Below are 19,030 nucleotides of genomic sequence, written 5' to 3' on the forward strand. Positions count from 1 at the left end.
GAACGGAGACCACGCATGAAGATCGCTGTTCCGAGCACAAAGCCGGATTTGACCGGACAGGTGGAGCACAAACTGGGCACGGCTTCCCACCTGCTGCTGGTGGATTCCGAGGACATGTCCTTTGAGGCCGTGGACGGCCCCGGCGATTCTTCGGGACCGGGGGCCGGGGTGGAAGCCCTGTCCGTTATGGTGGGCATGGGCGCGCAGGCCCTGCTGGTGGGCCACATTGCCCCGCACATTGCCGCGGCCCTGCAAAAGAAGGGCATTGTGGCCGAGGTCCGCGTTTCCGGCCCGGTGCGTGAGGCGGTGGAACGTTTCATGAGCACGCGTGGTGAATGTACCGGGCCGGAAAATGACGAATCCGGCCAACAGGCTTCACGGCCCGGCAGGGGCGACGGGCGCGGCGAAACCCCGAACCTGTGGCAGGACGCCTTTGTGCGCGGGCTGCGCCAGTTCACCACCATGCTGCCCATGCTCGTGGGCGTGATCCTTTTGCTGGGCCTGTTTCGCGGCCTGTTCCCGGACCGGGCCATTCTGGAGCTGCTGTCCGGCTCCATGCTGCATAACTCCTTTGTGGCTGCCTGCATGGGCAGCCTGCTGACCGGCAATCCGGTCAACAGCTACGTGATCGGCGAAAACCTGCTGGGCATCGGGGTCAGCGTTTCCGGCGTTGCCGCGCTCATGCTGGCCTGGGTCAACGTGGGGCTGGTGCAACTGCCCATGGAGGCTTCGGCACTGGGCTGGCGTTTTGCGGCCGTACGCATGGTTGCGGGCTTTTTCATGGCTGTGGGCATGGGAGTGGCCGTGGCCGTGGTCATGGGCCTTTTCCCGGGAGCGGCATCATGAATATTTTGTCCTCCATGCCCAAATGGCTGCGCGGTTGGCTGTTCCCGCTGGGTGTCTGCGTGCTGTATGGCATTGTCATGGCTGTGGACCCGGAAGCCGCGCGCCGCGGCATGCACATGAGCGGAACGCTTTTCCGGCAGGTGGGCAGGCCCATTTTCATGGCGCTGGGCATCATGGTGCTGCTGAACCGTTTTCTGTCGCCGGTGATGATTTCCCGGTTCATGGGCAAAAGCTCCGGGGCGTGGGGCATGTTTCTCTCCACTACCGCGGGCGTGTTGTCCATGGGGCCGATCTATGCGTGGTATCCCCTGTTCAAGGCTCTGCGCGACAAGGGGGCTTCCGCCTTTCATGTGGCCAACTTCATGTCCTGCCGGGCCATCAAGCCCGTCTTCTTTCCGGTGATCGTGGCCTATTTCGGCGTGCGGTTTTCCGTGCTTTTCGTGCTGGCCAACCTGTTGGGCGCGTGGCTTGTGGCCTGGGTGGTGAACATGGCCTGCGCGGGGCGCTGGGAGCCGCCGCAGGAGACTGAATAGCGGCCCTGATTTTGAATCAATCGGTTATGACAACGCCGTCCCTGAATGAATCCGGGACGGCGTTGTTGTTTTGCGGCTGGTTTTTTGAACGATCAGATTTCGCTGAGGGGCCATGAACAGGTATAGATGTTCATGGTGTCTTGGCGTATGCGGCCCACAAGGGTGATGTCGCGCTCCAAGGCCCGATGCACCGCGGAACTGGTGGCTACGGAAAAGCCGCACAGGATGGGTATGCCCACGGTGTCGGCCTTGTTGACCAGTTCCAGCGCCAGTCGCGACGAGAGCATGGCGATGCTGGCCCTGTGCAGCTGCCCCTCGTGCATGGCCCGTCCCACGGCCTTGTCGAACGCGTTGTGGCGGCTCACGTCCTCGCCGAATGCCACCAGTTCCCCGTTCAGGGAGAACAGGGCCGCAGCATGGGACGCGCCCGTGTTGCGGAACAGCTGCTGGCGGCGTTCGAAGGCGTGCTTGAATTCAAAGAAACGGTGCATGTCCACCGCTCCCCGCCGTGGGCGGGGCGGCATACATCGTGTACGGTTGCCGGGCGGAGTGAAGAGCACGTCGGCCCGGTCCGGACCGGCCGTGATGGTGATGTCCAGAACTTCTTCGCGGCTTTGGATGATCCCCCGGCACAGCAGGTGTCCGGCCACGAGATTTTCGTCGTCTCCGGGCGTGCGCTCCAGCTGCATGGTTTCCATTCCGGGAACATGGATGCGCAGGGGTTCCTCAACGGCCACCATGTCCGGCACCCGTTGCAGCATGCCGCAATCATAGCGGTGCAGCGTGGTGGGGCGCAGGAAATTCGAGGCCTGATGCGCTGGGAAACCCGTGTGTCGTATGCCGGGAGAATTGCTCATGCGATTGCTCCGTTGCTGTGCTTCAGGATTCGATGCTGTTCCAGGTGGTCTTGACCATGGGGGCCAGCTTTTTGTCCCGAGCAATGACGTTCAGGTGGATGAGCCCCAGTTGCACGGCGTCCATCTGCGGCACGGGATCACATTCGCGCAGGTCGATGCACAGGCAGTATGTGCCGCATTTCTGGCAGGCCTCGATGCGTTCGTGTTTGGCGTCCTCGGCATAGAACAGTTCGCGTGTTTTCGAGTCCGTATTGCCGCAGGCCGGACAGGTGTCGCGGCGGAAGGCCCAGTCGTGCCCGCACAGGGAGCAGTGCAGATGCTTTTTGCCGCCGCCGCCCACCAGCTGGTCCAGCCCGAGCTGCTCCTTGCGGGAAAGATAGGCAATGGACGGCAGGGAGCCGCAGATCGGACAATGTCCCTTGTCCCACGGTACGTCGGACAGGGATTTGTTGAGCTTTTTGGCCACCCCGGAAAGCACCGGGCCGAGAATGTTTTCCGCAATGGCGAACAGCACGGGCGCGGGTGTTTCCTCCATGGTTTTGGCAACGTCGTCAAAGGTCTTTTGGTCACCGCCCAGACGCGCTTCGGCCAGTCGTGCCAACGTGGCCCCGTCCAACGGGTCCGTACAGTCCTTCTTGCCGGGCCATGCCTCGTCCGGAATCATTTCCTTGAGCAGGGGCAGCATTTCCTTGGCGGCCGTTTCCAGCTGGGGAATCCAATGCTCGCAGGAAATGCCTGCCAGCACGTGGACTTCCTGGCCAAGCCGGGCAGCGTCGACTTCGGGAACGAAAATGTCCTGCGCAGCAAATGTTTCGGCAAGTTCGGCCTGTTTGGCCATGAGCGGCGAAAATGTTTTCACGAGATCGGCATAGGCCGGTTTGGTGCGTGCGATGGATTCGAGGGTGGTTGCAACGGCTTTGCTTGCGGGGGCGGCCATGAGATTCCTCCGGTGGTCATCTGTTCCCGAGGGGGGGGGGCGCGGACCGCCGACCCGTTGCCGACGGCCCGCGCGATTACCTTGATCGGTAAACGTGCTGCCTTTTTCAGTAACGCCCGAATCCGTTGTTTCGGTCCGGGCCTTCAAATCAGTCAGTCCGGCATGTCGTGTTGCGCCAAAGACATGTCTTCGGAAAATTTGTCCGGCACAAAGGGCAGGTAGCGTCGGCTGCTCAGCAGCGCGAAGTCTTCCACTTCCCGGAACCACTGGGTGAACTGCATGACCAGCTCGTGGGCGAAGGGGGTCAGGCTCGCGCCCGACCTTCTACAGTTGCCCCGGTCAATGAGGTCCGTGCCCAGCAGTTCTTCGGTCTTTTTTATTTTTCCCCATGCCCCGCGGTAGGACATGCCGAGCTCGGCGGCCGCGGCCTTGAGCGAGCCGTGGCGTTCGATCTCGCGCAGGAGCATGAGCCTGCCCATGCCGAAGAGCACTCCCTCGCCCGTTTCCAGCCACAGGTGCATGCGCATGGTCGGCGGTTGCGGTGCCATTTGCGTGCCGTGTTGTTTGTCGACTGTTTTTTTCGTCATGATGCCTGCCTCCGGGAGACCGCTTGGCGCCGGTTTGGGGTGCTTGGGGCGACCCTGATTTTGAAATAGGTTTTCAGGTATTTTTTCACAACAAAACGGTATTTGCCCTCGATTCGGCACCATCTTGCTGTAAGGGTGGTTTGTCTGCCAGACTGAGTTTGTTACTCAACCTGCGGGCCTCCCGCCCGATGCGGGCGACCTCAGGCAGCCGATAAAGGCCCGATTGCAGCGTTGTTGCAAAAAGACCAATCCCTCGCGTACGCGGGGTACGCGTCGGGCCTGTTCTTTTTTTTCGCCTTGCTCTCGGACCTTTCTCCACTGCCAGCCAGATTGAGTTTTTTACTCAATCTGCGGACCGCCCGCCCGATGCGGGCGACCTCAGGCAGCCGATAAAGGTTCGATTGCAGCGTTGTTGCAAAAAGACCAATCCCTCGCGTACGGGGGGTACGCGTCGGGCCTGTTCTTTTTTTTTGCCTTGCTCTCGGACCTTTCTCCACTGCCAGCCAGATTGAGTTTTTTACTCAATCTGCGGGCCGCCCGCCCGATGCGGGCGGCCCTGTGAGGGAGGGGTTCTTCGCCGGTCATGCCTGCTTGGTCATCCGCGAGAAGGGACGCGCGAATTTGGCCAGGAACTCCTTGCGGTCCATGCCCGTTCCGGCCGCGGAAGCGACCGTGAACTCATGGTAGTTCTCCGGCTCGTCGATGAGCAGGTAGATGACGTTGACATCTTCGGGGTCGGCCAGTTGCGCCTTGGGCCATTTCTTTTTGAGCAGGGCCAGGCGCTGCTCGGCCAGCTTGAGCATTTCTTCCCGGTCGCCGAACATCATGGTGCCTGTGGGACAGGCCTTGACGCAGGCCGGGATCATGCCGTTGTGGATGCGGTCGTTGCACATGGTGCATTTGGACATGAGCCCTGTGGATTCGCTGCGGCGCGGGATGTTGTAGGGGCAGGCCTCGCGGATTTCCTCGAAAACCTCCTTGGTGAACTTTCGGGTTTTTTCCGTAAAGAGCACGGCTCCTGTTTCCTCGTCCTTGAGGATTGCACCTTCCATGTACATGTCGGCGGTTTCCTTGCAGGGCGCCACTTCGCAGTGGCGGCACTGGTCCGGGAAGAAGTTCCAGCGGACCACGCCGTTTTCCAGATGTTCGCTGAAGCGCACCAGCTTGTAGTTGTTGGGGTTCAGATCCTGCGGGTTCTGGTGGCTGCCCCAGCCTACCTGATAGGTCTTGTTGGCGGGCAGTTCGTGCCATTCCTTGCAGGCGATCTGGCAGCCCCGGCACGCAGTGCATCGGGATGTATCAATCAGAATCGTTTTCGGCATGATGTTCTCCTCTTTTCTAAGGGGTTGCCAGTTCGGTGAGCTTTTCGGCCTTGCGCACGTTCACGCAGCAGGCCTTGTATTCCGGGATGGTGGTGTTGGGGTCGCCCACCGACGGCGTGAGCCTGTTGGTGGAGTCGCCGCAGCCCGGAGTGGTCCAGCCGAAGCAGTACGGCATGCCGATTTCATGGATGATGCGGCCCTGCACCTTGAGCGGGCGCATGCGCACCGTGACCATGGCCACGGCTTCCACGCGTCCCCGGATGCTTTCCACGATGATGCCGTCACCGTTTTTGATGCCCTTTTCCTTGGCCAGTTCCGGGCTCATTTCCACGTAGAGCTGCGGTTCCGCTTCCAGCAGGTTGGGCACGTTGCGGGTTTCGCCGCCGCCGCACCAGTGTTCGGTGAGGCTGTAGGTGGTCAGCACGATGGGGTAGTTGGGGTCTGCGGGTTTGGCCAGCACGTCCGGCGCGCTGGTCACGAACTTGTAGCAGGGGCTGTGCAGCTGCTTGGAGAACAGGTTCGTGCTCACCGGGGTTTCGGCGGGTTCGTAATGTTCGGGGAACGGGCCGTCCTGCCTGCCCGGGCCGAAGAGGTGCCCACGGCCGTGCGGGTGCATGATGAAGGGCAGCTTGCCCTTGCCCGTTGCCAGTGGCGGCCATCCGCCGTCGGGCACGTCGCCGATCCACTTGCCGTTCTTCCATTCGATGACGGCCTTGTCCGGGTTGAAGGGCTTGCCGTTCTTGTCCACGGAGGCGCGGTTGTAGAGGATGCGCCGGTTCACGGGCCAGCACCACGACCAGTTGGGATACAGCCCGATCTTGGCCTGCATCTTGGTCTGGGAGGCATCGCGTTTCAGGGACTTGTTGCCCTCTTCCTCGGTCCAGCTGCCTGCATAGAGCCAGTTCAGGCTGGACGTGGAACCGTCGTCGGCAAGGGCCACGAACGTGGGAACCTGCTGTCCTTTCTTGTATTTCTTGCCCTTGTACACGGAGTCGCGGGTAAAGCGTCCGTTGATGCGCTGGCACAGGTCCTCGGGATCATACGTTTCGGGCCAGTCCATCTGCAGCACCGGATCGGGGTATGTTCCGCCGTCCTTTTTGTACATTGCGCGCACCGCGTTCATGATGGGCACGTACATTTCGCCGAAGGGCCGGGCCTTGAACTGCGGGGCCACACACTCTCCGTGCCAGAGCAGCCAGCGTCCCGAGTTGGTCACGGAGCCGCTCTTTTCCAGCCGGTGGGCCGAGGGCAGCAGGAAGAACTCGGTCTTGATTTTCTTGGGGTCCGCGCCCGGGCGGTGCCAGTTTTCCGTGGTCTCGGAGTTGTGCAGTTCGGCGCAGACCACCCAGTCGAGGTTGTCCATGGCCTTGCGGATCTTGTTGGTGTTGGGCACGCTGTTCATGGGGTTCAGGCCCATGAAGAAGCCGCCGGTGACGTTGCCGCGATACATGCGGTCGAACAGGAACAGGTAGGAGTAGTCCTCGTTCTTTTCGACCTTGGGCAGCATCCCGTAGCCAAAGCCGTTTTTGGCCGTGGCATTTTCACCGAACCAGGCCTTGAGCAGGCTGGCAAAGTATTGGGGCTTGTGCTGCCACCAGTTTGCGGATTCCGGATCGTTGCTGATGGGGGTGTTGGCCTTGTTGTATTGGTCGTAGGTCTGCCACTGCGCCTGCGGCATGGCCATGTATCCGGGCAGGATGTGGTAGAGCATGGCGTGGTCCGTGGAACCCTGCACGTTGGGCTCGCCGCGCAGGGCGTTGATGCCGCCGCCCGCGATGCCGATATTGCCCAGCAACAGCTGGATGATGCCCGAGGTGCGGATGTTCTGCACCCCCACGGTGTGCTGGGTCCAGCCCAGTGCATAGAGGATGGTGCCTGCCTTGGTGCCCGTGCCCGTGGCCGTGTAGGCCTTGTACACGCGCAGCAGGGTTTCCTCGGGCACGCCGGTGGTGGCTGAGACCTTGTCCAGCGTATAGCGGGAATAGTGCTTTTTCAGCAGCTGGAACACGCAGCGGGGATGCTTGAGGTTCTTGTCCCGCTTGGGAACGCCCCTGGAGTCCATCTCCAGATCCCATTTGCTCTTGTCGTACCGTCTGGTCTTGGGGTCGTAGCCCGTGAACAGGCCGTCCTTGAACCCGAACTCCTTGCCCACGATGAGCGAGGCGTTGGTGTAGTCGACCACGTAGTCCCTGAAGTATTTTTCGTTGTCGATGATGTATTTGATCATGCCGCCCAAAAAGGCGATGTCCGTGCCCGAGCGAAGGGGTACGTGGAAGTCGGCGCGGGCCGAGGTGCGCGAGAATTTCGGGTCCACGTGCATGACCGTGGCTCCCTTGTCCTTGGCCCGCAGCACCCACTTGAACGAAATGGGATGGTGCTCGGCCGCGTTGGAGCCCATGATCAGGATGGAGTCGGCGTTTTTGATGTCGATCCAGTGGTTGGTCATGGCGCCCCGGCCAAAGGACTCGCCGAGCGCGGAAACCGTGGAGCTGTGGCAGACGCGGGCCTGGTGGTCCATATGCACGATGCCCAGGGCGCGCGCGAACTGGTGCGTCAGGGCGCACTCCTCGTTGCTGGCGTGGGAGGTGCCCAGCAGGAACATGGATTCAATGCGGTTGACGGTCTGGCCCTTGGCGTTCTTGGCGATGAATTCCTTGTCGCGGGTTTCCTTGACGCGCTTGGCGATGCGCCCGATGATCCAGTCCCAGCTCTTTTCTTCCCACTTGTCGCTGTAGGGCGCGCGGTACATGGGCTTTTGCACCCGGTGGTCGCAGGTGGTCATGGAGAACATGGCCGCGCCCTTGGCGCACAGAGCTCCCTCGTTGACGGGATAATCCGGGTCGCCTTCCACGTTCACCAGTTTGCCGTTCTTTTCATAGCCGATGGCGAAACAGCTCACCGAGCAGAACGGGCAGACCGTGAAAACTTCTCTGGCTCCGTCGATCTTCAGCCCGTCCGCATACGCCTTGACCGGCGTGAGGTTCACGCCGAGTTGGGCCAGCGAAAGACACGCTGCCGACGAGCCTGCGAGCTTCAGAAAGCTCCGGCGGTTACATTTCATGAAAGCCTCCTTGTTGGTGCGAAACGTTGCATGCCGCTGGTCCGGCACGAATTCCAGAGACTTTATGATGACATTAAACCTCATGATTTCAACGTGTTAATTTTAGCACGGGCGGGAACTCGGGCCGTTTTTTTGCTCGGCGGATGCACTGGTTTTTCGCATCGTTAGCGCGGCTGCGCGCTCTGTTGGCAAAGAGAAAAGCAGCGGACCGGGCAGGGCACGCATGGGCCGTGCGTCACAACAGACAGGGAAAGACAGCGTGTTACTTTTGCTGCTTTTTTGCCGATGTCGTGTGTGTTTGATTTGAATCGTGATGCTTTTTTTTCGAAAAATGTGTTCGGTCAATCCGGAAATCATGGGCGAAGCCCAGAAAACGGCGGTCCGCGCTCTGGGATTCAGGCGCGGTTATTGGTTGGGGCAGATCAGCGATTGCGCGTGCAAGATGATGGTTTTGTTGGTGTTTTCAGTAGCGCACGACAAAGCGTCCGTTTCTGGAACGGTGGTGTGTAGTCTGCGTGCGCCACAAGGCAAAACAGTGCGCGCACGCAAACAACACACCTGTGTTCAACAGGCGCGTAAGGAAAGACTTCCTCAGGATCTGGCACCACGTCTGTTCAGAGGCGGGCCGCCCGCCGTAGCGGGCGGCCCTGTCGGGTGGACTGAACAGAGGTGTCCTGTTCTTCGGCTATGCGCGTTCGGTCATTCGGGTGAACGGCCGCGCGAGTTTGGCCAGGAACTGCTTGCGGTCCATGCCTGTTCCGGCCGCCGAAGCGACCGCGAACTCATGGTAGTTCTCTGGCTTGTCGATGAGCAGGTAGATGACGTTGACATCCTCGGGGTCGGCCAGCGTCGCGTCCGGATAGCTCTTCTTGGCCAGGGCCAGACGCTCGTCGGCCAGCTTGAGCATTTCCTCCCGGTCACCGAACATCATGGTACCCGTGGGGCAGGCCTTGACGCAGGCCGGGAGCATGCCGCTGTGGATGCGGTCATTGCACATGGTGCATTTGGACATGAGTCCGGTGGCTTCGTCGCGCCGGGGAATGTTGTAGGGGCAGGCGTCGCGGATTTCCTCGAACACCTCCTTGGTGAATTCCCGGGTCTTGTCCGTGAACAACACGGCACCGGTCTTTTCGTCCTTGAGGATGGCGCCTTCCATATACATGTCGGCGGTTTCCTTGCAGGGCGCCACTTCGCAGTGGCGGCACTGGTCCGGGAAGAAGTTCCAGCGGACCTTGCCGTTGTCCAGATGCTCGTGGAAGCGCACCAGCTTGTAGTTGTTGGGGTTCAGGTCCTGCGGATTCTGGTGGCTGCCCCAGCCCACTTGCGTGGTCTTGTTGGCGGGCAGCTCGTGCCATTCCTTGCAGGCTATCTGACAGCCTCGGCACGCCGTGCAGCGTGATGTGTCTACCAGAAACGTCTTGGGCATGATGATCTCCTTGAATCCGGGCGGGGATTTCCCCGCCCGGTTTGCCATTTAGGTTGCCAGCTCGGTGAGCTTTTCGGCCTTGCGGATGTTCACGCAGCACGCCTTGAATTCCGGGATGGTGGTGTTGGGGTCGCCCACCGACGGCGTAAGCCTGTTGGTGGAGTCGCCGCTTCCCGGAGTGGTCCAGCCGAAGCAGAAGGGCATGCCTATTTCGTGGATGATCCGGCCGTGAACCCTGAGAGGGCGCATGCGGATGGTGACCATAGCTATGGCTTCCACCCGGCCGCGCACGCTCTCGACAATCACGCCGTCGCCGTTCTTGATTCCCTTTTCCTTGGCCAGTTCCGGGCTCATCTCCACATAGAGCTGCGGCTCGGCTTCCAGCAGGTTGGGGATGTTTCTGGTTTCACCGCCGCCGCACCAGTGTTCGGTGAGGCTGTAGGTGGTCAGCACGATGGGGTACTTGGGGTTCGCGGGCGGCGACAGCTTGTCCATGTCGCTGTCCACGAACTTGTAGCAGGGGCTGTTGAGCTGGCCGGAGAACAGGTTGCTATTGACCGGCGTTTCAACGGGCTCGTAGTGCTCGGAGAACGGTCCGTCAGCCCTGCCCGGGCCATAGAGCTGGCCCATGCCGTGCTTGTGCATGATGAAGGGCAGCTTGCCCTTGCCCGTTGCCAGTGGCGGCCATCCGCCATCGGGCACGTCGCCGACCCACTTGCCGTTCTTCCATTCGATGACGGCCTTTTCCGGGTTGTAGGACTTGCCGTTGAGGTCCACCGAGGCACGGTTGTAGAGGATGCGCCGGTTCACGGGCCAGCACCACGCCCAGTTGGGATACAGGCCGATCTTGGCCTGCATGGCGGTCTGCTTGGTGCTGCGACGCTTGGCCTTGTTGCCGTCCTCGTCGGTGTAGCTGCCCGCGTACAGCCAGTTCAGGCTGGACGTGGAACCATCGTCGGTCAGGGCCGTGAACGAAGGCACCTGCTGGCCCTTCTTGTACTTCTTGCCCTTGATGACCGTGTCTCTGGTGAAGTAGCCGTTGATCTCGGCGCACAGCTTTTCGGGGTCGTACTTTTCAGGCCAGTTCAGCTTGGTCACGGCCTCGGGGAGTGTGCCGCCTTCCTTGTTGTACAAGGCGCGCACGCGGTTCATGATGCCCACGAACATGTCGCCGAAGGGCCGGGCCTCGAACGCGGGTTTCACGCACTGGTGGTGCCAGAGCAGCCAGCGTCCCGAGTTGGTCACGGAGCCGTCCTTTTCCAGGCGATGGGCCGAAGGCAGCAGGAAGACTTCCGTCTTGATCTTCTTGGGGTCCGCGCCCGGGCGGTGCCAGTTGTCCGTGGTCTCGGAATGGTGCAGTTCGCTGGTCACGAGCCAGTCGAGGTTGTCCAGCGCCTTTCTGAGCTTGTTGGTGTTGGGCACGCTGTTCATGGGGTTCAGCCCGATGATGATGCCGCCGCGGATCTTGTTGTTGTACATGCGGTCGAAGAGGTAGAGGTACGAATAGTCCTCGTCCTTTTCGATCTTGGGCAGCAGCTCGTAGCAGAAGCCGTTTTCCTTGGTGGCGTTTTCGCCGTACCAGGCCTTGAGCAGGCTGGCGAAGTACTTGGGCTTGTGCTGCCACCAGTTGGCCGACTGCGGGTCGCTGCTGACCGGGGTGTTGGCCTTGTTGTACTGCTCGTAGGTCTGCCACTCGTTGTGGGGCATGGCCATATAGCCCGGGATGATGTGGTAGAGCAGGGTGTGGTCCGTGGACCCCTGCACGTTGGGCTCGCCGCGCAGCGCGTTGATGCCGCCGCCGGCCACGCCGATGTTGCCCAGCAGCAGCTGGATGATGCCTGCGGAACGGATGTTCTGCACGCCCACGGTGTGCTGGGTCCAGCCCAGTGCGTACATCACGGTGCCGGCCTTGTCGCCGCGTCCGGTCGCCGAGAATGTCTTGTACACGCGCAGCAGGTCTTCGGGGGCCACGCCCGTGGTGGCGGAGACCTTGTCCAGCGTGTAGCGCGAGTAGTGTTTTTTCAGCAGCTGGAACACGCAGCGGGGATGCTTGAGGCTCTTGTCCCGCTTGGGAACGCCCTTGGAATCCAGCTCCAGGTTCCACTTGCTCTTGTCGTATTTTCTGGTTTTGGGATCATAGCCCGCGAACAGGCCGTCCTTGAATCCGAATTCCTTGCCCACGATGAGCGAGGCGTTGGTGTACTCCACCACGTACTGCTTGAAGAAGCGGTCGTTGTCGATGATGTACTTGATCATGCCACCCAGAAAAGCGATGTCCGTGCCCGAACGGAGGGGGACATGGAAATCCGAGCGGGCCGACGTGCGCGAGAACTTCGGGTCCACGTGCATTACCGTGGCGCCCTTGTCCTTGGCCTTGAGTACCCACTTGAATGAAATCGGGTGGTGTTCGGCAGCATTGCTGCCCATTATGAGGATGGAATCGGCATTCTTGATGTCGATCCAGTGGTTGGTCATCGCACCGCGTCCGAACGACTCTCCCAGAGCCGCAACTGTGGCGCTGTGTCAGATACGGGCCTGGTGGTCCATGTGGACGACGCCCAGGCTTCTCATGGCTTGATGCGCGAGCGCGCACTCTTCGTTGCCCGCGTGGGAGGTGCCCAGCAGGAACATGGATTCGAGACGGTTGACCGTGTCACCCTTCTCATTCTTGAGGATGATGTCCTTGTCGCGGGTGTCCTTGATGCGCCGCGCTATGCGGTCCATCACCCAGTCCCAGCTCTTTTCTTCCCACTTGTCGCTGTAGGGAGCGCGGTACATGGGTTTCTTGAGCCTGTGGTGGCTGGTGGTCATGCTCAGCATGGCCGCGCCCTTGGCGCACAGGGAACCTTCGTTAATGGGGTAGTCCGGGTCGCCTTCCGTGCCCACGAGCTTGTCGCCCTTCACATAGCCTATGATGTGGCAGCTCACCGAGCAGAACGGACAGACCGTGATCACTTCCCTTGCCCCGTCGATCTTCAGACCGGCGGCGTACGCCTTGACCGGCGTGAGATTCACGCCGAGCTGGGCCAGGGAGAGACATGCTGCGGACGAGCCTGCGAGCTTCAGGAAGCTCCGGCGGTCACATTTCATGAATGGCCTCCTTGGTTTGCGCAGGGCCTCGGGCCGCTGCGATATTGGGTTCAGCTAACAATTTTCAGTGGCCTCCATTATTGCACGCGCAGGTCTTTTTTCAACGTGTTAATTCAAACACGTCAGGGTGTTTTCACCTGTTGTGCGCCCTGTTTGAAATGTGCTCTCCGCCCTTTGTTCATGCGGATTCTCCGCGTTTTGCGGTTCCGGTGATTTCGTGCGGCAAAGTGGGTCTTGCCAAGGATTCGACACCACATGGAAAGAGCAGGCGTCCGATGCCGTTGTGCGGGCAAGTGGGTGTTTCTTGTTTTTTTTGATGCGGGCACGTACCTTGGGCGAAATCATGGATTCATCCAGCCCGTGGAGGCGGCTTGAAGTACTTGCTTTCCATCCTTTTCGTCCTCGTATTCGCCTGTGGCGCCTGCGAACCCGTGGATAGAGACGACCTTTCCGCGCGCGAAACGCCCGGCGTGAGCGACACCGAGATTCGCCTCGGGTCGTCGCTGGCCCTTTCCGGCCACGCCGGGTATCTGGGAACCCAGACCCTGCGCGGGGCCATGAGCTATATCCGCTATGTGAACGAATCCGGCGGCGTGCACGGACGTACCATCCGCGTGGTGGCTCGCGACGACGCCTATGATCCGCCCACTTGTCTGGCCAACACACAGCAATTCATTCTCGGCGGCCGCGTGTTTGCCCTGTTCTGTTACGTGGGCACGCCCACCACCGTGAAGATACTGCCCATGGTGCAGGAGGCACGCATTCCGCTGCTGGGCATGTTCACCGGGGCCAACGCCCTGCGCGAGCCGTTCAATCGCTACGTGGTCAACATCCGCGCCTCCTACTATCAGGAGACCGAGGCGGCCGTGCGGCATCTGGTGCAGGGCCTCGGCATTCGCGACATCGCGGTTTTTTATCAGTTCGACGCCTATGGGTTCGACGGGCTTGTGGGCACGGAGCTGGCGCTCAAGCAGTATGGACTGGAGCCTGTGGCGCGCGGTTCGTATATCCGGGGAACCCGTGACGTGGAGGAGGGGCTGAACAAGATTCTTCATTCCGGGGCCGAGGCCGTGGTCATGATCGGCACGTATGACGCCTGCGGCGAGTTCATCCACCGCTCGGTGGAACAGGATTACTGCCCGCTGTTTTACAACGTTTCATTCGTGGGCGGCGAAGAACTGGCGCGCCGGGTGGCGGACACGGGCCAATGCGTGGTGGTCGTGTCGCAGGTGGTGCCGCCGCCGCAGACGTTTTCCACACAGGGTGGCGAGCCGGATTACGTGACTCTGCTCAAGCGCTACTATCCCAGTGAAGAGCCCAGCGACGTGGGGCTGGAAGGCTACCTGAACGCGCGCGTCATGGTGGAGGGGCTGCGCAAGGCGGGCCGCAAGCTCACGCGCATCGGGTTCATCCGCGCCATCGAGTCCCTTTCCGATTTTCCGCTGGGCCGTTCCCTGCGCGCCTCGTTCGGTCCCGACGACCATCAGGGCCTTGACCGGGTTTTCTTTGCCCGGCTGACCGGCGGACGCATGGAGCCTTTCCACGATTGGAGCGCGTTGGTGTCCAGACATGGGGCAGACTGTTCAGGCGCCGTCACGGGGGCCGGTCCCGTATCCGGAGTCGGTCGGGCGGGTGGCCCGGCAACGGAGACGCAGCCCGACGGGGGCGGCACATGAGCCTGATTCGGGCTATTGAACGCCGTTTCGGCGCGGCCAGCTTCCAGAACAAGATGGTGCTGTCCATGCTGGCGGGCATCATGTTCATCTCCGTGATGATCGCGCTTGTGGCGCGCTGGATTCTGGTGTCATCGCTCACGGACGAACTGGAGCAGCGCGGCAAGAGCATCGCCCATTCCATTGCGGATCGTGGGGGCGTGCACATTCTGGATGACGACATTCCCCAGCTGCTGGCCCTGATTTTCGACGAGGTGCGCTTGCAGGAACGCCGACATCTCATTTCCTACATCATCGTCGAGGACCAGGAAGGAACCGTGCTGGCGCATACCATGACCCGCCAGCTTCCGGACGAGTTGCTTGATCACAAGCTGGCCGAGGAAGGACGCGACAGCGTGCGGCTGGTGCGGGTGGGACACACGCAGGTCTACGACATCGCCGCGCCCATCAACGAGGGGCTGTACCGCATCGGCACCGTGCACGTGGGCCTGAGCAAGACGCACATCGACAGCCTTGTTTCCAAGCTGCGCGTGGCCTTTCTGGGTTTTATTTCCGGTGTGGTGCTCATCGCCTTTTACCTTTCGCACCGGCTTTCGCGATCCATCACCCGGCCCATTCACGACCTCACGGTCATTGCCGACGAGATCAGCCGCGGCAACTTCGACACCCCCGTCAAGAACTCGGACGGCAACTGGGACCCCACCCAATGCCCGGCCTACAAGGATACGGACCTGCCGTGCTGGCATTTCGACCTGAGCTATGACCAGACCCCGGGGCACATGGCGGACGAATACCGCAACTGCAACAGGTGCCTGTTTTACCGCAAGCGGCAGGGCGACGAGGTTGTGCAGCTGGCGGATTCGTTTCGCAACATGGTCTGGTCCATCCGGCTGTACCGCCACCGTTTGCGGGAATCCGAGGAAAAATACCGTTCGCTTTTCGATTCCGGGCCGGACCCGGTTTTCGTGGTGGATTGCTCGGACGGAACCATTGTGGACGCCAATCCGCGCACCGAGGAGCTGTACGGGTATTCCCGCAGCGAGCTCAAGGGCATGCCGTTTGAGGCCCTTGCGGCCGAAGACGGCACGGTCTGCGCCCAGCAGCTGGACGGCGAGGGCGGGTGTGCGTATTTTCCCAAGGTCATTCACTACCGCAGGCAGGGCGAGCCGTTCTTCGTGAACATGCATGCCTGTCCCATTTCCTATCGCGGCAGGCATGCCATCATCGTGGGCGTGACCGACATCACCGAGATGATCGAAAAGGACGCCCAACTCATACAGGCCGGAAAGATGAAATCGCTGGGCGAAATGTCCGCGGGCATAGCCCATGAGCTGAACCAGCCGCTCAACGCCATCAAGATGGGCAGCGAATACCTGATGATGATGCAGGAGCAGGGCAGGGAAGTCCCCGAGAATCAACAGCGCGAGGTCATCGCGGAAATCAGCGCGCAGGTGGACCGCGTTTCGGAGATCATCAGGACTTTGCGCGGGTTCGGGCGCAAGGCCGACATGGTGCGGGAAGACGTGGATGTGAACCGGGCCGTGCAGGCAGTGCTCTCGCTGCTGCGCCGCCAGTTCGAACTGGACGACATCCGTTTCGTGCTGGATTTCAATGAGGTCCCGCCCATACTCGCCCAATCCAACCGTCTGCAACAGGTCATCCTGAATTTGCTGACCAATGCGCGCGACGCCATCAACGACATGAGCAGCCCGATCGCGACCAAGGCGGACCGGCGGATTACCATCCGGTCCGGCGCGGCAGACGGCCATGTCTTCGTGTCCGTGGAAGACACGGGGCAGGGTATTCCCGAGCACGCGCGGCACAAGGTCTTCGAGCCGTTCTACACCACCAAGGAAGCCGGACATGGCATGGGGTTGGGACTTGCCATATCGTACGGAATCGTGAAGGATTACGGAGGGGAAATGCACATCGACAGCACGCCGGGACGCGGCACCTGTTTCCGGCTGGAATTTCCGGTCCATGAAACGGGCGCGTCCAAGAGGGAGGGACACGCGTGATGCAGAAAATCTTGGTCATTGATGATGAAAAACCGACCCTGAAGATGTTCGGCCTGTTGCTGGGCGCTTTGGGCTACGAGACTCTGACCGCGGAAAACGGCCGCGAAGGCGTGGACGCGTTTCGCGAGCACCGGCCCGAGATCGTGCTCACGGACATCAAGATGCCGATCATGGACGGCATCGAGGCCCTGCGCGAGATCAAGCGCATCGATCCCCACGCCGAGGTGGTCATCATCACCGGCCACGGCGACATGGAACTGGCCATCGAGGCCCTGAATCTGGACGCCACGGATTTCATCAACAAGCCCGTGCAGCGGCAGACCCTTGCGCAGGCCCTTGAGCGCGCAAAACAGCGTTTGGCCCTTTCCCGCAACGAGCAGACCCAGATAGCCGTGGAGCAGGACGGGGATACCGTGGTGCTGGCCTTGCGCGGCAACCTGACCGGGTTGAGTGAAAAGGCGCTGCGCAACGGTTTTGAACAGGCCGCAAACAAGGGCGGCAAGGCCATGAAGCTGCGTTTCGACGCCAACGCCTCCATCAACGGGGCCGGGATTTCCGCGCTCGCGGAACTGCTGACCGGCTACTGCGAAAGCGGTGGACAGGTAGCCGTGGAAGGGCTTTCCGACAATTTCCGCACTGTGTTCGACATGGTGGGCATATCTCGTCTGGTACGCTACATTTCCTAGTCAGGCTGGCGATAAAGGCCCGATAGCGGCGTTGCTGCATAAAGACCAGATTCTCGCGTACGTTTTGTACGCGTCGTCCCTGGTCTTTTTTTGCGCCTGGCTCTCGAACTTTTCTCGCCAGCCTGCATGAATGGTTGCCCCGCCCGATAGCGGCCGTTGCTGCATAAAGACCAGATTCTCGCGTACGTTTTGTACGTGTCGTCCCTGGTCTTTTTTTGCGCCTGGCTCTCGAACCTTTCTCGCCAGCCTGCATGAATGGTTGCCCCGCCCGATAGCGGCGTTGCTGCACAAAGACCAGATTCTCGCGTACGTTTTGTACGCGTCGTCCCTGTTCTGCTGCTGCATCCGCAGGATGCAGCGGCATGCCAAACGAGGAGAATGTCTCCGTCATGCGCTTTTAACGACACCTGCGTCCGGACCGCGAAGCGGGCCAGACGCAGCACAAACGGTTTTGGAGATTCCAAAGAACCTTTTTCCCAAAAGGTTCTTTGGCCGCCGGAGGCATTCTTTTCCTACTGATTTGTCGCGCTAAATCCCGACTCCGGGCCGCACCAGCGCGCACAGGTAATTGTCCAGCATGGGCAACAGGTCTTTGCCCCGGTTGTTGTATCGGAATTCCAATTCCTTGAGATAGAGCGGAAACCGCTGGCAGGAAATGCCGCGCAGCCGTTTGAGGTTGTTCAGCAGATAGCCCCAAAACGGTGTCTCGGCCTCGTCCACATGCACCTTTCCCCTGCGGCGGCGGATGCAGTCGTAGGGCAGGGTGTCGTTGCCGCAGAGCAGCAGCGTGTCGTAGTTCTTGTATTTGTCCGAATAGACCAGATGCCCGGAGCGCACGATCTTCAGGTGGAAGTTGAGATGAAAATGGAAGAGCGTTTCCGCACGGAATCCCGGGATCAGGTCGATGAAAACCCACTGGTCGGTTTCCATGATGCCGTAGACCGGGATGGAATCCATGCGCATGCAGGCCGGGCCGCCCGTGAGCCGTGTGCCCTTGAGGTAGGAATCCAGCCGTGTGTCCGGTCCGAGAAGCTGGGCGCTGTCCGTGGCGTGGGCCAGAATGGCGAAACGGATGGCCGTGGTGGCCTTGAACGCGGTGTTGTAGGAAAGACTCAGGGTTTCCATGATTTCGGCCATGGGCGTGTCGTTTGCAAAAAGCCGCAGCAGGGTCAGCCATTGGGAGCAGTTCAGGGCGCCGTTGTCCAGCCAGCGTCCCGTGAACGGGCGAAAGGTGTACTTGCAGGCCGCGCAGCGCAGGCGGTCGTTGCTCAGGGAATAGATTTTGGCGTTGGCGCAGCGCGGACAGCGGGGCGTTTCATCCGGCCAGCACAGGGATCGCAGATACCGGCGGGCGGCCTGTTCGTCCTGCTCCAATGCGGCGCGTTCGCCGGGGGCGGGCTTGTGCGCGCCCGAGGCGGACAGAACCGGTGCGGCCGTATCGAGCGTATGGTGCGGCGTGGCCGTGTCCGGCATGGTTTCTCCCTGTACGGTTTTTTGATCATCCCATGATAGGGGGCACGCACCACCCTGCCAATGAACAGGGTATTGCGCAAGGTTCGGCACCGGATTTGTTGCGTGTCCGCATGGAGGCCGGATGTTGACGCCACGGATTTTTGGTGGTTGAGTTCCTGCGCGACATGCCGGATTGTCGCGAATTGAACGCAACAACATACCAGAGTCGGAGAAAAATAATGCCGCAACGCACTGTGGAAGAGCTGGAAAAGGAACTGGGAACGCTGCTGGGATCGGACTGCCCTGCCTGCGCCGCGCAGGACATCAACGCGGCCTTGCAGGTCTCCGGCCTGCTGGAGGCAAAGGGCTTTTCCTTTGCCATGAAGGACTGCTGCCCCAAGAGCATGACCGACACCCGCTGGCGCGCCGTGTTTGCGCGTGGTGACGAGGAATACGCGGTAGAGCACGAAAGCTCGGCCAAGGCCGTGTGCGCCGCAGCCGTGGCCGCCCTGCAGGTGTAATCATTTTTGATCCATTGAGTT

The 19,030-nt window shown here is 60.9% G+C and carries 14 protein-coding genes; 6 read left to right on the top strand and 8 right to left on the bottom strand.

What is annotated here, in order from left to right:
* Positions 1 to 15 precede the first annotated feature (15 nt).
* Entirely contained in the window at positions 16 to 846 is an 831-nt protein-coding gene (locus F8A88_RS11205; RefSeq protein ID WP_161598397.1) for a NifB/NifX family molybdenum-iron cluster-binding protein, read from the top strand.
* On the top strand, positions 843 to 1,379 hold the full coding sequence (locus F8A88_RS11210) for a hypothetical protein (protein WP_151151243.1): 537 nt from the start codon (positions 843 to 845) through the stop codon (positions 1,377 to 1,379). The genes F8A88_RS11205 and F8A88_RS11210 overlap by 4 nt, the downstream gene beginning before the upstream one ends.
* A 92-nt stretch (positions 1,380 to 1,471) precedes the next feature.
* On the opposite strand, the gene F8A88_RS11215 is transcribed toward F8A88_RS11210, so the two are convergent.
* The 7 genes from F8A88_RS11215 to fdnG (F8A88_RS11245) form a co-directional block, all read right to left on the bottom strand.
* Positions 1,472 to 2,236 carry a formate dehydrogenase accessory sulfurtransferase FdhD gene (locus F8A88_RS11215; RefSeq protein ID WP_151151244.1) on the bottom strand — a complete coding sequence of 255 codons (765 nt, stop codon included), beginning with the start codon at positions 2,234 to 2,236 and terminating at the stop codon, positions 1,472 to 1,474.
* Between the two features lie 22 nt (positions 2,237 to 2,258).
* Complete coding sequence (locus F8A88_RS11220) at positions 2,259 to 3,173, bottom strand: formate dehydrogenase accessory protein FdhE (protein WP_151151245.1); 915 nt, start codon at positions 3,171 to 3,173, stop codon at positions 2,259 to 2,261.
* Between the two features lie 152 nt (positions 3,174 to 3,325).
* Complete coding sequence (locus F8A88_RS11225; protein ID WP_241667427.1) at positions 3,326 to 3,760, bottom strand: winged helix-turn-helix domain-containing protein; 435 nt, start codon at positions 3,758 to 3,760, stop codon at positions 3,326 to 3,328.
* 581 nt (positions 3,761 to 4,341) lie between these two features.
* Positions 4,342 to 5,082 carry a 4Fe-4S dicluster domain-containing protein gene (locus F8A88_RS11230; RefSeq protein ID WP_151151246.1) on the bottom strand — a complete coding sequence of 247 codons (741 nt, stop codon included), beginning with the start codon at positions 5,080 to 5,082 and terminating at the stop codon, positions 4,342 to 4,344.
* Positions 5,083 to 5,098: 16 nt separating this feature from the next.
* On the bottom strand, positions 5,099 to 8,143 hold the full coding sequence (fdnG, locus tag F8A88_RS11235; RefSeq protein ID WP_151151247.1) for a formate dehydrogenase-N subunit alpha: 3,045 nt from the start codon (positions 8,141 to 8,143) through the stop codon (positions 5,099 to 5,101).
* Between the two features lie 685 nt (positions 8,144 to 8,828).
* Positions 8,829 to 9,569 carry a 4Fe-4S dicluster domain-containing protein gene (locus tag F8A88_RS11240; protein WP_151151248.1) on the bottom strand — a complete coding sequence of 247 codons (741 nt, stop codon included), beginning with the start codon at positions 9,567 to 9,569 and terminating at the stop codon, positions 8,829 to 8,831.
* A 48-nt stretch (positions 9,570 to 9,617) separates the two neighbouring features.
* Complete coding sequence (fdnG, locus tag F8A88_RS11245) at positions 9,618 to 12,659, bottom strand: formate dehydrogenase-N subunit alpha (protein ID WP_151151249.1); 3,042 nt, start codon at positions 12,657 to 12,659, stop codon at positions 9,618 to 9,620.
* 371 nt (positions 12,660 to 13,030) lie between these two features.
* Here fdnG (F8A88_RS11245) and F8A88_RS11250 point away from each other — a divergent pair, with 371 nt between their 5' ends.
* Genes F8A88_RS11250 through F8A88_RS11260 form a run of 3 tightly spaced genes read left to right on the top strand, consistent with a single transcriptional unit; the run spans position 13,031 to position 17,036 of the window.
* On the top strand, positions 13,031 to 14,335 hold the full coding sequence (locus F8A88_RS11250; RefSeq protein ID WP_151151250.1) for an ABC transporter substrate-binding protein: 1,305 nt from the start codon (positions 13,031 to 13,033) through the stop codon (positions 14,333 to 14,335).
* A complete protein-coding gene (locus tag F8A88_RS11255; protein ID WP_151151251.1) occupies positions 14,332 to 16,350 on the top strand; it encodes an ATP-binding protein in 2,019 nt (672 codons plus the stop codon). Before F8A88_RS11250 ends, F8A88_RS11255 begins: the two co-directional genes overlap by 4 nt.
* Positions 16,350 to 17,036, top strand: coding sequence for a response regulator (locus F8A88_RS11260; RefSeq protein ID WP_151151307.1), 687 nt, complete (start codon positions 16,350 to 16,352; stop codon positions 17,034 to 17,036). Before F8A88_RS11255 ends, F8A88_RS11260 begins: the two co-directional genes overlap by 1 nt.
* Positions 17,037 to 17,564: 528 nt before the next feature.
* Here F8A88_RS11260 and F8A88_RS11265 read toward each other — a convergent pair.
* Positions 17,565 to 18,509 (bottom strand): IS1595 family transposase, encoded by a 945-nt coding sequence (locus F8A88_RS11265; RefSeq protein ID WP_241667428.1) that lies wholly within the window; start codon positions 18,507 to 18,509, stop codon positions 17,565 to 17,567.
* Positions 18,510 to 18,727: 218 nt separating this feature from the next.
* Between F8A88_RS11265 and F8A88_RS11270 the strand changes: the two genes are divergently transcribed.
* Entirely contained in the window at positions 18,728 to 19,009 is a 282-nt protein-coding gene (locus tag F8A88_RS11270; RefSeq protein WP_151151252.1) for a hypothetical protein, read from the top strand.
* Positions 19,010 to 19,030: the final 21 nt, after the last annotated feature.

The organism is Pseudodesulfovibrio senegalensis, from assembly GCF_008830225.1.
Lineage (GTDB): Bacteria > Desulfobacterota > Desulfovibrionia > Desulfovibrionales > Desulfovibrionaceae > Pseudodesulfovibrio > Pseudodesulfovibrio senegalensis.